The 12,982-nt window shown below is 72.4% G+C and carries 11 protein-coding genes; 2 read left to right on the top strand and 9 right to left on the bottom strand.

Going from position 1 to position 12,982, the window contains the following annotated elements:
• Positions 1-377 precede the first annotated feature (377 nt).
• The gene (locus ACIP8Z_RS37420; protein ID WP_402091480.1) at positions 378-1,385 is read right to left on the bottom strand and encodes a stage II sporulation protein M; all 1,008 of its coding nucleotides are present in this window, start codon (positions 1,383-1,385) and stop codon (positions 378-380) included.
• 119 nt (positions 1,386-1,504) lie between these two features.
• On the opposite strand from ACIP8Z_RS37420, the gene ACIP8Z_RS37425 reads away from it, so the two are divergent.
• The gene (locus tag ACIP8Z_RS37425) at positions 1,505-2,503 is read left to right on the top strand and encodes an RDD family protein (RefSeq protein ID WP_402091482.1); all 999 of its coding nucleotides are present in this window, start codon (positions 1,505-1,507) and stop codon (positions 2,501-2,503) included.
• A 3-nt stretch (positions 2,504-2,506) separates the two neighbouring features.
• Here ACIP8Z_RS37425 and ACIP8Z_RS37430 read toward each other — a convergent pair whose 3' ends face one another.
• The 8 genes from ACIP8Z_RS37430 to ACIP8Z_RS37465 all read right to left on the bottom strand — a co-directional run bounded on the left by ACIP8Z_RS37430 (position 2,507) and on the right by ACIP8Z_RS37465 (position 12,094).
• Positions 2,507-3,121: a hypothetical protein gene (locus ACIP8Z_RS37430; RefSeq protein ID WP_319322616.1), complete on the bottom strand. Its 615-nt coding sequence runs from the start codon at positions 3,119-3,121 to the stop codon at positions 2,507-2,509.
• A 228-nt stretch (positions 3,122-3,349) separates the two neighbouring features.
• The gene (gene ahcY, locus ACIP8Z_RS37435) at positions 3,350-4,804 is read right to left on the bottom strand and encodes an adenosylhomocysteinase (protein WP_402091484.1); all 1,455 of its coding nucleotides are present in this window, start codon (positions 4,802-4,804) and stop codon (positions 3,350-3,352) included.
• Between the two features lie 341 nt (positions 4,805-5,145).
• Positions 5,146-6,111 carry a cation diffusion facilitator family transporter gene (locus tag ACIP8Z_RS37440; protein WP_402091486.1) on the bottom strand — a complete coding sequence of 322 codons (966 nt, stop codon included), beginning with the start codon at positions 6,109-6,111 and terminating at the stop codon, positions 5,146-5,148.
• Between the two features lie 66 nt (positions 6,112-6,177).
• Positions 6,178-7,329 (bottom strand): mannose-6-phosphate isomerase, class I, encoded by a 1,152-nt coding sequence (manA, locus tag ACIP8Z_RS37445; RefSeq protein WP_402091488.1) that lies wholly within the window; start codon positions 7,327-7,329, stop codon positions 6,178-6,180.
• Positions 7,330-7,502: 173 nt separating this feature from the next.
• Positions 7,503-8,651 (bottom strand): SIS domain-containing protein, encoded by a 1,149-nt coding sequence (locus tag ACIP8Z_RS37450; protein ID WP_402091490.1) that lies wholly within the window; start codon positions 8,649-8,651, stop codon positions 7,503-7,505.
• A 1,265-nt stretch (positions 8,652-9,916) separates the two neighbouring features.
• Complete coding sequence (locus tag ACIP8Z_RS37455; protein ID WP_073915537.1) at positions 9,917-10,096, bottom strand: Trm112 family protein; 180 nt, start codon at positions 10,094-10,096, stop codon at positions 9,917-9,919.
• Between the two features lie 95 nt (positions 10,097-10,191).
• The gene (locus ACIP8Z_RS37460) at positions 10,192-11,556 is read right to left on the bottom strand and encodes a phosphomannomutase/phosphoglucomutase (RefSeq protein WP_402091493.1); all 1,365 of its coding nucleotides are present in this window, start codon (positions 11,554-11,556) and stop codon (positions 10,192-10,194) included.
• Between the two features lie 103 nt (positions 11,557-11,659).
• The gene (locus ACIP8Z_RS37465) at positions 11,660-12,094 is read right to left on the bottom strand and encodes a DUF3499 domain-containing protein (RefSeq protein WP_078945049.1); all 435 of its coding nucleotides are present in this window, start codon (positions 12,092-12,094) and stop codon (positions 11,660-11,662) included.
• A gap of 298 nt (positions 12,095-12,392) precedes the next feature.
• On the opposite strand from ACIP8Z_RS37465, the gene ACIP8Z_RS37470 reads away from it, so the two are divergent.
• On the top strand, positions 12,393-12,848 hold the full coding sequence (locus tag ACIP8Z_RS37470) for a metallopeptidase family protein (RefSeq protein WP_402091495.1): 456 nt from the start codon (positions 12,393-12,395) through the stop codon (positions 12,846-12,848).
• Positions 12,849-12,982 lie beyond the last annotated feature (134 nt).

Raw genomic sequence — 12,982 nt, forward strand, 5'->3', positions numbered from 1 at the left:
CTTCCTTTGTACTCACCCTCTCGGGCTTTCCTCCGGGCTTCCCTTCGGTCTTGCGTTTCCGACTCTATCAGATCTTTCCGATCCGATTTCCTCGGCGCTTTCCGGTCCCTTTTGTTTTCACTCCGGGGGCCTTTCGGCGGTTCCGACTTTATCAGAATCATTTGGGCCGACCTAATCGGTGGCTTTCTTGATTCGAATGAGAATCGGAGTGACTCCGTGGAATCGAATTCCCGACCGGAGTGAGTGGGACTCTACTTGGTTGCTGCCGAACTGTCCAGTTCCAGGCAACCGTTTGAATCTACCTCCCCACGTCCGCCATGTCAATGGCTTTTGTGGGCACCGGAGGACACTAGCAGGTCAGCAGGGCCCAACGCACATCAGGCGGCGGTGGGGAGCTGCGCGCTGCGGTCGGGCTCCTCGAGATCGCCCTGGTCGCCGGCGCGGGCGGCGCGGCCGCCGAGGACGTAGACGTAGGCGAGGAAAGCCACCTCGGCGGCGACGCCGATGGTGATGCGGGCCCAGGTGGGCAGGCCGGACGGGGTGACGAAGCCTTCGATCAGGCCCGAGACGAAGAGGACCAGGGCGAGGCCGATGGCCATGCCGACGGCGGCGCGGCCGCGTTCCGCGAGGGCTGCGCGGCGGGTGGTCGGGCCGGGGTCGATGACCGTCCAGCCGAGGCGGAGGCCCGTGCCGGCGGCGACGAAGACGGCGGTCAGTTCGAGCAGGCCGTGGGGAAGGATCAGGCCGAGGAACACGTCGAGGCGCCCCGCGGACGCCATCAGGCCGATGCCGACACCGACGTTCAGCATGTTCGTGAAGAGGATCCAGAGCACCGGGATGCCCAGGAAGGCGCCCAGGACCAGGCACATGGCGGCGGCCTGGGCGTTGTTCGTCCAGACCTGGGCGGCGAAGGACGCCGCCGGGTTGCTGGAGTAGTACGTCTCGTACTGGCCGCCGGGGCGGGTCATCTCGCGGAGGTCGGCGGGGGCGCCGATCGCGGCCTGGACCTCGGGGTGCGTGCCGATCCACCAGCCGATGAGGACGGCGAGCAGGGTGGAGAGGACGGCGGTGGGGCCCCACCAGTGGCGGGAGCGGTAGACGGCGGCGGGGAAGCCGGCGGTGAGGAAGCGGGCCGCGTCGCGCCACGAGGAGCGGCGGGTGCCGGTGACCGTCGCGCGGGCGCGGGCCACGAGCTGGGTGAGCCGGGCCGTGAGCATGGGGTCCGGGGCGCTCGACTGCACGATCGAGAGATGGGTGGCCGTGCGCTGGTAAAGGGACACGAGTTCGTCGGCCTCGGCTCCGGTGAGCTTGCCGCCCCGGCCCAGGAGGTGGTCGAGGCGTTCCCACTCGGCGCGGTGGGCGGTGACGTAGACGTCGAGGTCCATGATCGGCTGCTGCTCCAGGCATCGGCTGCGGACGGTTCCGTACTGCTGCGGCGCGCTGCGGGTCAGCTTGGCAGACTGGCGTTCGGAGGGGTCGGGACGGTCGGAGAAGGGTGGGTGCCGTGAGTGACGTGGTGACCGGGGATGCCGTCGTGCTGGGGTTGCAGCCCGCGCGGCTCCCGAGCCGGGCGTTGGCGGTGCTGATCGACCTGGTGGTGGTCTGGGCCGTGTACCTGCTGGTCACGCTCGGGCTCGCGGTCGCCACCGCGTCGCTCGACGAGGCGGCGGTGATGGCGCTGTCCATCGCCTCCTTCCTGCTGATCCTGGTGGGGGCGCCGATCGCGGTGGAGACGCTGTCCCACGGGCGGTCGCTGGGGAAGCTGGCCTGCGGGCTCCGTGTGGTGCGGGACGACGGGGGGCCGATCCGGTTCCGGCACGCGCTCGTGCGCGGGGCGATGGGCGTCGTGGAGATCCTGATGACGTTCGGGGTCGTCGCCTGTGTCGCGTCGCTCGTGTCGGAGCGCGGCCGGCGGCTGGGGGACGTCTTCGCGGGCACGCTTGTCGTGCGGGAGCGGATACCCGCGGCGCGGGTGCTCGCCGTGCCTCCGCCGCCGCCGTGGCTGGTGGGGCGTTTCGCCGGGCTGGACCTTTCGGCGGTGCCCGAGTCCCTGTGGCTGGAGATACGGCAGTACCTCACGCGGGCGCGTGAGCTGGACCCGGCGGTGGGGCGGCGACTCGCGGAGCGGCTGGCCGACGAGTTGGTGGCGCGGACCGGGACGCCTCCGCCGCCGGGGGTGCCGGCCGACGCGTATCTGGCGGGGGTGGTGGCCGAGCGGCAGACGCGGGAGGCTCGGCGGGCCTTCGGCTCCGCGGGGGTGACTGGGGTGCCCGGGGCGACGGGAGTGCCCGGGGCGAGTGGGGCGGTCGGGGTGGCCGGAGGCAGTGGCGTGGCCGGGGTGAGTGGTGTGGTCGGGGCTGTGGGGATGCCGGCGCCGGGTTTCGTTCCTCCCGTCGCGCCTTCGACGGTGGCCCCCGCGGCTGCCGCGCCGGGCGTCGCCTCCCCCGGGGCCGGTGGTCAGGAGACCACGGCGCCCGCTACCGGGTTCGCTCCGCCCGCCTGATCGTCAGGGGAAGACCGACGGCGGGGTCTCCAGGGCTTCGAGTTCGATGCCGGGGGCCGCGAGGACCACGTCGCCGGCGATGTGGACGGTGTGCCGCTCGCCCGTGTCCAGGGCGCTGACCTGGTACTCGTCCACCATCAGGGGTCCGTTGTCAGTGGCGTGCGCTTCACTTCTCAGCAAGGCCCAGGACTGGTCGACCGTGAGGGGGGCGAGCACCGGGTCCGTGAAGGCGACGAGCCTGACACGGGTCTCGGGGGAATCGGGGGTGAGACGCAGGAGTCGCGTGAGCGCGACGAGGAACGCCGGGGACATGCCGGTGAAGGCGTGGGCGCGCACATTGCCTTCGGTGGCGTGGGTTCCGGTGGGGTCCGTGCGGACCCAGGTGACGCCGTCGAGGGCCGCACCGCGGACCTGCCAGCCGGCGGCGTGGAGTTCGAGACGGATGGGGCGGCCGAGTTCGTCGACGGCCAGGTCGACGGAGCCCTGATGGTCGCCCGAGGGGGTGGTGACCTGTGAGACGTAGCGCCAGCCGGAGGGGCCGGGCGCGCAGTGGAAGTGTTCGTCACCGAGGGGGGTGTGGTCGTGCGGGTCATGGAGCGAATATCGGCCGCGGGGCATGGGTCGAGTCCTCGGGACGGGGGCTTCCGGGTGTGGGGGCAGGGCCTGACCGGCCCTGAGGCAGGGATGTCCGGCCCTGAGGCAGAGGCTGTCCGGCTCTGATCCGCGCCGGACAGGCCCTGGGACGAGGCAGGCCCCCCGGCACGGGGGTGCGGGGGGCCTGCCTGTTTCCTCTACGGGTGTCCGGGACGGCGTCGCGTCAGCGCGCGGGCGCCGCCGGCCGGGGCATCAGTAGCGGTAGTGGTCCGGCTTGAACGGGCCCTCGACCTCGACGCCGATGTACGCGGCCTGCTCGGGGCGGAGGGTCGTCAGCTTGACGCCGAGGGCGTCCAGGTGGAGACGGGCGACCTTCTCGTCCAGGTGCTTGGGGAGCACGTACACGTCGGTCGGGTACTCCTGCGGCTTCGTGTAGAGCTCGATCTGGGCCAGGGTCTGGTCCGCGAACGAGTTCGACATGACGAAGGACGGGTGGCCGGTCGCGTTGCCCAGGTTGAGGAGGCGGCCCTCGGACAGCACGATGAGGACCTTGCCGTCGGGGTACGTCCAGGTGTGGACCTGCGGCTTGACCTCGTCCTTGACGATGCCCGGGACCTTGGCGAGGCCGGCCATGTCGATCTCGTTGTCGAAGTGGCCGATGTTGCCGACGATGGCCTGGTGCTTCATCTTGGCCATGTCCGCGGCCATGATGATGTCCTTGTTGCCGGTCGTGGTGATGAAGATGTCGGCCTTCTCGACGACCTCGTCCAGGGTCGTGACCTGGTAGCCGTCCATCGCCGCCTGGAGCGCGCAGATCGGGTCGATCTCCGTGACGATCACACGGGCGCCCTGGCCGCGCAGCGACTCGGCGCAGCCCTTGCCGACGTCGCCGTAGCCGCAGACGACCACGGTCTTGCCGCCGATGAGGACGTCGGTGGCGCGGTTGATGCCGTCGATGAGGGAGTGGCGGCAGCCGTACTTGTTGTCGAACTTCGACTTCGTCACGGCGTCGTTCACGTTGATCGCCGGGAAGAGGAGGTCGCCGGCCTGCTGCATCTCGTACAGGCGGTGGACACCGGTCGTGGTCTCCTCGGTCACGCCGCGGATCTCGGACGCCAGCTGGGTCCACTTCTGCGGGTTCTCGCCGAGGGTGCGGTTGAGGAGACGGAGGATGTAGCCGTACTCCTCGCTGTCCGCGGTGGCCGGGTCCGGGGCGGAGCCGGCCTTCTCGAACTCGACGCCCTTGTGGACGAGGAGGGTGGCGTCACCACCGTCGTCGAGGATCATGTTCGGGCCGCCGGTGGGCGAGTTCGGCCAGGTGAGGGCCTGCTCGGTGCACCACCAGTACTCCTCCAGGGTCTCGCCCTTCCAGGCGAAGACCGGGACGCCCTGCGGGTTCTCCGGGGTGCCGTTCGGGCCGACGGCGATGGCCGCGGCGGCGTGGTCCTGGGTGGAGAAGATGTTGCAGGAGGCCCAGCGGACCTCGGCGCCGAGGGCGACCAGGGTCTCGATGAGGACGGCGGTCTGCACGGTCATGTGCAGGGAGCCGGTGACGCGGGCGCCGGCGAGGGGCTGCGTCTCGGCGTACTCGCGGCGGATCGACATCAGGCCGGGCATCTCGTGCTCGGCGAGGGTGATCTCCTTGCGGCCGAAGGCGGCCAGGGAGAGGTCGGCGACCTTGAAGTCCTGATGGGCGGCAGTCGTCATGACTGAGCTGCTCCTCGTGTGTTCGCGTGCGAGGGTCGGTTGGGGCGCCGGGCACCACGGAGAGTCCCTGGACACACGAATGCCCGGGGTTTTCCACGGTGCCGTCGTCGGAGGCCCTCTCTCCCTCGGCCGGTCCGCGAGGACCGCCCGACCGCCATCAGCAGCGACGTCTGGCTGGTCACGAATCTACACCGGACGGTGGGGCGGGCCACAGTCCGCATCGGGCGGCGGGGCGTGATCGGAGGGCCGTACATACGCACGAGACCCCCGGGACCGCTGGGTCCCGGGGGTCTGCAGAAGGGGTGGGGCGGGGCCGCCGCGTCGGTGGCCACCGAGGGTCGTCAGTGGTCGTCGGCGTCCGGGGTCTTCGCCAGGTCGGTGCCGGTCGAGGCGGCCGTCTCCCGGTAGATGTCCGGCTCCAGGTAGATGACCCGGGCGATCGGGACGGCGGCGCGGATGCGCTCCTCGGCGGCGTTGATGGCGTTCGCGACCTCGCCGGCCGAGTCGTCGTGCTGGACGGCGATCTTGGCCGCGACGAGGAGCTCCTCCGGGCCCAGGTGGAGCGTCCGCATGTGGATGAGGCGGGTGACGGTCTCGCCGTCCACGACCGCGGCCTCGATCTTCTTGACGTCCTCGATGCCCGCGGACTCACCGAGCAGCAGCGACTTGGTCTCGGCGGCCAGCACGATCGCGATGGCGATCAGCAGGACGCCGATGCACAGGGTGCCGATGCCGTCCCAGACGCCGTCGCCGGTCAGCAGGGCGAGGCCGACGCCGCCGAGCGCGAGGATGAGGCCGACGAGCGCGCCCAGGTCCTCCAGGAGGACGACGGGCAGCTCGGGGGCCTTGGCCCGGCGGACGAACTGCGTCCAGGTGAGGCCGCCGCGGATCAGGTTCGATTCCTTGATGGCGGTACGGAAGGAGAAGGACTCGGCGATGATCGCGAAGACGAGGACGCCGACCGGCCAGTACCAGGCCTCGATCGGGTGCGGGTGCTTGATCTTCTCGTAGCCCTCGTAGATGGCGAACATGCCACCGACGGAGAAGAGCACGATCGAGACGAGGAAGGCGTAGATGTACCGCTCGCGGCCGTAGCCGAAGGGGTGCTGCGGAGTCGCCTCGCGCTTCGCCTTCTTGCCGCCGAGGAGCAGCAGGCCCTGGTTGCCGGAGTCGGCGAGGGAGTGGACGCTCTCCGCGAGCATCGACGACGAACCACTGAAGAGGAACGCCACGAACTTGGCTACGGCGATCGCCAGGTTGGCGGCGAGTGCCGCCACGATCGCCTTGGTTCCGCCTGACGCGCTCATGGGTGTACGTGGTCCCTTCGTCGATGCACCGGCTCTGTCGCCGCGGTTCGGCCGGTCATTGTCGCATCAGGCCACGACGGTGGCGCGGAAGACCGTCCCCGTACCGGAGAGTTCGGTCTTCTCGCCCGCGGGCACGAAGACGGATTCGCCCGCGGCGAGGGTCACTTCGCCCGCCTTCGGGCGGCCCGCGACGGCGAGCAGGATCTGCGGGGTGGGACTGGTCAGGTCGGTCGGGGCGGCGCCCTCCGGCCGTACGAGGCGGGAGAGGCGGAACTCGTCGATCGGGGTGTCGTAGACCTCTTCCCCGGACGGGGAGGCCTCGGGGCGCAGGACGGCCGGGTCGGTCGGCTCGAAGCGGACCACGCGCAGGAGTTCGGGGACGTCGATGTGCTTGGGGGTGAGTCCGCAGCGCAGCACGTTGTCGGAATTGGCCATGATCTCGACGCCGAGGCCCGAGAGGTAGGCGTGCGGGACGCCCGCGCCCAGGTACAGGGCCTCGCCGGGCTGGAGGGTGACCCGGTTGAGGAGCATCGCGGCGATGACGCCGGGGTCGCTCGGGTAGTGGTGGGCGAGGCTCGCGTACGGGGCGTGCTCGCCGCCGAGACGGTCCGCGGCCGCGGCCGCCTCCGCCACGGTGTGCGCCATCTCCTCCGGATCCGCGGTCAGCAGCGCCGTCAGGACCTCGCGGAGCGCGGCCTCCTCGGGGTGGGCGTGGAGGAGGTCGACGTACGGCTTGAGCGAGTCGACGCCGAGATCCGCGAGCAGGTCCGCGGCCTCGACCGGCGCGCGGAATCCGCACAGGCCCTCGAAGGGGGTGAGCGCGCAGATCAGCTCGGGCTTGTGGTTGGCGTCCTTGTACGTGCGGTGCGGGGCGTCGATCGGGATGCCCGCGGCTTCCTCGGCCGCGTGACCGGCCTGCGCCTGGGCGAGGTCGGGGTGTGCCTGGAGGGAGAGCGGGGCGCCGGCGGCGAGCACCTTCAGCAGGAACGGCAGACGGGGGCCGAACTTGTCGACGGAACGCTCCCCCAGTTCGCCCACGGGATCGGCGTCGATCAGCGCGTTCAGCGAGCCGCGATCGGTGCGGGAGGGGGCGCCGGGGTGGGCGCCCATCCACATCTCGGCCTGGGGCTCGCCGGTCGGGGCGACGCCGAGCAGCTCCGGGATGGCCGTCGTGGATCCCCAGGCGTAGGGGCGAACGGTGTTGACGAGGCGGTCCATGGTGCCTGCCAGCTCCTCGGGGTGGTGACGGATGGTGAGGTGAGGGGTGTCGGGAGACAGGTGACAGGGGGCGGGTGACGGGTGGGTTACGGGGTGGTGGACGGGGGTTCGTTCGTCCGGGGTGGCTGTCGGGCCCGTGCGTTGTGCGGGGTGGGCTTGATGGAGGGGTGCGCTCAGAGCGCCGTGCGGCCCGGGGTCGTCAGGGAGAGGTAGACCGCCGCGAAGTCGGTCACCGCGAGCAGTTCCGCCAGGGTCTCCAGGTCACCACCTTCCTCCGGTTCCAGCTCGCTGATCGCCGTCTCGTGGCTCAGCGCCAGCTCGCGTGCCGCGTGGGCGGCGGTCAGGCCGTCCGACGGGCGGTCCCTCAGCAGGACCACCCGGGCGCGGAGCGCCTGCGGCTCGTCCACCCGGTCGCGGAAGAAGTCCTCGGGGTCCGCACCCGCCGCGTAGTCACCCGCGAGGAGTACGCCGTGGGCCGGGAGGGCCTCCGGGAGTTCCGCCGCGAGCGCCGGCAGACCCGCGAGCTCCGCCAGGACCGCGGCGAACCTGCGGCCCGCCGGGCCCGCGGCCGCGCCCTCCGTCCAGATCAGCGGCAGCGTGTCCGCGAGCTCGGCGGCGAGCGTCTTCGCCGGGTTGCTGTACGTGGCGATGGCCGGGCCGCAGCGCTCCGCCGTACGGTCCAGCCTGTCGGCGACCTTCTCCAGTGCCTCGGTCGGGGCCTCCAGGAGACCGACCCGGTCGAGCAGCATGAGCAGCGGGGTGAACAGGGCCCACAGGGTGCCGGGGCTCGCCGCGATGTTCTCGGCGTACTCGTTCGGGGCCTCGTTCGGGGCGATGGCCATCGGCACGAACAGGCCGCGTGAGCCGCTGACCGTCTCGGTGAGCGGCGAGCCCTTGGGCGCGACGGCGACGACGGTGATCCCGCGGCGGTACGCCTGCTCCGCGAGCAGCGCCAGGCCCGGTTCGGAGCCGTCCGTCGTCGGCAGCAGGAGCAGGTCCACGGAGCCCGCCCAGCCGGGCAGCGCCCAGCGCAGGGCGCCCGCGGCGGGGGCGACGCCGGTCGGCTGGAGCCGTACGACGGGAGCCGACGCTCCTGCCAGGGCGCCGATCAGGTCGGCGACGGCCGCGACGGCGGTGCCTGGGCCGGCGACGAGTACTGCGCGGGGGCGGCCCTCCGGGCGGAGGTCCGCGATGCCGGCCTCGGCGGCGTGCCTCGCCGCCGTCCTTACCCGGGCGCCGGCTTCGGCGGCGCCGCGGAGGAGGCCGCGGCGGTCTGCCAGGGCGAGGTCGTCCGGGGCGTCGAGGAGGGTCTCGTCGAGCATGGGGCGGGTGCCTCCGGTCGCGTCGTCGTCACGGGGCCCTGGGCGGGCGGCTGCGGTGCGGGGCCCTTGGGCGGGCCGCTGCGGTGCCTTGTGGTGCGTGCACCTTCTATGGTGCGGGGTTTGCGGTGCTGGTGCGGGGTTGTGCGGGTGTTTGTGGTGCGCCCTGCCTTCGGCCGGGCTTCCCCGTGGGGGTGCTCGCCGTTGGCGGCGGACCCTCCGGGGGCGCCCCCGGGAAGCGCGAGGGGCTGGGGCAGGGGGTGAAGGCGGGGGGGGCTGGGCGGTCGCGGAGTCGGATGCCGTGCGGGAGGCGGTCGGCGGGCGCCGCGTGGCTCGGCGGGCCGGACTCGGCGTGGGCGGCCGGGTTCCGCGCCGACGGCGCGATCCGGGGCCCTTGCCGCGCGGCGGACCCGGAGCGTGCCCGGCGCCGCGGGCCGAGGCCTTGCCCTGCGGCGCGGGATGAGGCCGTGCCGTACAGGCCTGGTCCCGTCCCATGCGGCGCGAGCCGAAGCCTTGCCGTACGGGGCCGGGTCCCGTCCCATGAGGAGCGGGCCGAGACCTTGCCATCCAGGCCGGGTCCCGTCTCGTGCGGCGCGGGCCGGAGCCTTGCCGTACAGGGCCCGGTCCCGTCCCGCGCAGAGCGGGAGAGGCCTTGCCGTACAGGCCTGGTCCCGTCCCATGCGGCGCGGGCCGGAGCCCGTACCGTACGGCCCAAGGAGCGTGCCGAGCCTGTGGCCGCGCACCTCGGGTAAGACCCCTGCCGAGCGAACCGATCCCTGTGGCCGCGCACCGTGGGTGACGCCCGTGCCGAGTGAACCGAGCCTGTGGCCGCGCACCTCGGGCAGAGGGCCTGCCGTGCGGCGCGAGCCTGGACCCGCGTCGTACGGGCCGGGTCTCGTGCCGTGCGGCGCGAGCCGAAGGACTCGCCGTACGGCACCGGCAGAAGGACTCGCCATGCGGCGCGAGCCCGAGCCACTGCCGTACGGGCCAGGTCCTCTCCCCGTGCCGTGCGAACCGAGTCCCCGCCCTCGTCGCATGCGTCCGAGCCCTTCCCTGCCGGTCGGGTCCCGTGCGCCTCGCCGCGTGAGGCCGAATCCCTCCGTACGGGCCGAGCCCCGTGCCCTGTGACCCTGCCAGTGCCGTGAGCCGAGTCCCTTGTGTCCGGGAGGTCGTGGGCCGGCGTGCCACGGCTGCCGTGTCCTGCTTCGCGCCGTCAGGTCGCTCCCTGCCGGCGGCGCCGTGAGGTGGCTCCGTGTCGCTGGGCCTGCCTACGGGCGGCGGGCCTCGTCCGTCAGGAGGACCGGGATGTTGTCGCGGACCGGGTAGGCGAGGCCGCAGTCGGGGCTCGTGCAGATGAGTTCGGGGGTCTCGTCCGCCGTGCGGTCGTTCAGTGGAGCGTGGCACGCGGGGCAGGCCAGGATCTCCAGGAGGCCGGCTTCGAGCGGCATGGGGTGTCCCTTCGAACAAGCGGTTTCGGGCCAGGTCAGCCTACCGCCGGGGGACGGGGGGTGACCCGTTCCCCGGCGGCGGGTGAGCGTGGAGGTCAGGCCGTGGTGCGGACCAGGGCCAGGACCTCGTCGCGGATCCTCGTCATCGTCGCCTCGTCGCGGGCCTCGACGTTGAGGCGCAGCAGCGGCTCCGTGTTGGAGGCGCGGAGGTTGAACCACCAGTCCCGTGCCGTCACCGTCAGGCCGTCCAGGGTGTCGAGGGTGACGTCCTCGTTCTCGTACGCGGCCTTGACCTTGGCCGCGCTCGCCTTCTGGTCCGCCACCGTCGAGTTGATCTCGCCCGAGGAGGCGTAGCGGTCGTACGCGGCCACCAGGGCCGACAGGGTGCCCTCCTGGCCGCCCAGGGCCGCCAGGACGTGGAGCGCGGCCAGCATGCCGGTGTCCGCGTTCCAGAAGTCCTTGAAGTAGTAGTGCGCCGAGTGCTCGCCGCCGAAGATCGCGCCGGTCTTCGCCATCTCCTCCTTGATGAAGGAGTGGCCGACCCGCGTACGGACGGGCTCGCCGCCCTGCTCGCGGACGACCTCAGGCACCGACCACGAGGTGATCAGGTTGTGGATGATCGTTCCGCCGGGGTGCTTCGCGAGCTCGCGGGCGGCCACCAGGGCCGTGATCGCCGACGGCGAGACCGGCTCGCCGCGCTCGTCCACGACGAAGCAGCGGTCGGCGTCGCCGTCGAAGGCCAGCCCGAGGTCGGCGCCCTCGGCCAGGACGCGGGCCTGGAGGTCGACGATGTTCTTCGGGTCCAGCGGGTTCGCCTCGTGGTTCGGGAACGTGCCGTCCAGCTCGAAGTACATCGGGACCACGTCGAGCGGCAGGCCCTCGAAGACCGTGGGGACCGTGTGGCCGCCCATGCCGTTGCCCGCGTCCACCACGACCTTGAGGGGGCGGATCGCCGTGAGGTCCACCAGGGACTTCAGGTACTCCGCGTAGTCCTTGAGGGTGTCGCGGTGGGTGATGGTGCCCGGGGTGGCCGCCGCTTCCGGCGCGCCGGTCTCCGACCAGGCCTCCGCGAGTTCCCGGATCTCCGCCAGGCCCGTGTCCTGGCCCACCGGGGCGGCGCCCGCGCGGCACATCTTGATGCCGTTGTACTGGGCCGGGTTGTGCGAGGCGGTGAACATCGCGCCGGGCAGGTCGAAGCTGCCGGAGGCGAAGTACAGCTGATCGGTGGAGCAGAGTCCGATCAGGGTGACGTCGGCGCCGAGGCGGGCCGCGCCGCGCGCGAAGGCGTCCGCCAGGCCGGGCGACGAGGGGCGCATGTCGTGGCCGATGACGATCGCGTCCGCGTCCGTCACCCGCACGAAGGCGGCACCGAAGAGCTCGGCGAGCGACTCGTCCCACTGGTCGGGTACCACTCCGCGGACGTCGTACGCCTTCACGATCTGCGACAGATCGGCAGTCACGGATCCACCCTCCTGAGTTCTCGGCACGCGTGTGCGGCGCGTGTACGGAACGCCAAAACTACCCGGAGCGGGGCGGGGGTACGCGGACGGTGGCCGGTTGGGCTCAGTTGTCGGGGGAACGGAGCACTCTCAGGTGCCCTCGGCGGCCGACCTCCATGGGGTCGCCGCCGCGGCCTCCGCCGCCCTTGCCGCCGGCCTCGGCCGCGCGTTCCTGGGGGCGGGCCGCCTCCCGTACCGCGTTGGCCAGGGCTTCGAGGTCGTCGCCGCTGGGGCGGGGCGGGGCGGAACCGTCGGTGAGCCGCACGACCTCCCACCCGCGTGGGGCGGTCAGGCGCTCGCTGTGCGGGGCGCACAGGTCGTAGCAGTGGGGCTCGGCGTAGGTGGCGAGCGGGCCGAGGACCGCAGTCGAGTCGGCATAGACGTACGTCAGTGTCGCGACGGCAGGGCGGCCGCACGCAGTGCGCGAACAGCGACGTACAGGGCTCACGACGTTGGACGGTACCGCACTCTTGAGCGGGCCGCGACGACTCTCCCTCAGGTCACTCCACCGTGTCGCGCTGTGACCTCCGCCACCCCCCTTCGAGTGGCGGCCGCTCCGACCTGCGCGGGAGGGGGCACAAGGGGGTGGCGCCGGGAGTCGATCCGGACACCCGGGGGTCTGGATCCGGTCAATCACGGCCAGATGGCCGATCGCGAGTGGCCCCCGAATCGGGCGGGCGGTTGGCCGGAACGTTCAGGTTTGACCAGGGGGTGGAGTGGCGCCGCCGGGCGCCCGGGAAGGTGGCGAGGACGCGCCACGGTGCGCGGGCGCCGATGAGGGTTACGCTGCGTCAGTGATGGACAGTCCTGTGCCGCCGAGCCCCCCGCACCACTCCACGGAGCCCCCGGCGGAGCCCCGGGTGCGTCGCCGCGACCGGCACGGCCGCGGGATGCGGGGACCGGTCGCCCCTCCCCAGGTGCCGCTCTCCGCGAGCCGGGCCGACACCTTCCGCGATCTCGTCCTCGACTCGGTGGAGCGTCTGGAGCGGCGCTGGCCGCAGCTCGCCGACGTCGAGTTCCTCGTGATGGAGGTGCCGCCGGCGGTGCCGGGCGAGACGGTGCCGCTGGGCGGCTCGGCGCCCGCCGAGAGGAACGATCCCGCGCGGGTGATCGTCTACCGGCGGCCCGTCGAGATCCGCTCCAAGAACCGGGACGAGCGGGCGCTCCTCGTCCACGAGGTCGTCGTGGAGCAGGTCGCCGAGCTGCTCGGGCTCTCCCCCGAGTCGGTCGATCCGCGGTACGGGCAGGACTGACCCCACCCCGTAGGACCCGGCTCGGCTCCCGCTCGAAGACCCTCGGGGCCGTCTCCACCGCGGGTCGCGCTTCCCCCGTACGGGCAGCGGGCCGGCCCGCGCGGGGCGCTCCCGTCCGTGGCCGCGGTCCTCCG

Source organism: Streptomyces sp. NPDC088553, assembly GCF_044752965.1.
Classification (GTDB): Bacteria; Actinomycetota; Actinomycetes; order Streptomycetales; family Streptomycetaceae; genus Streptomyces.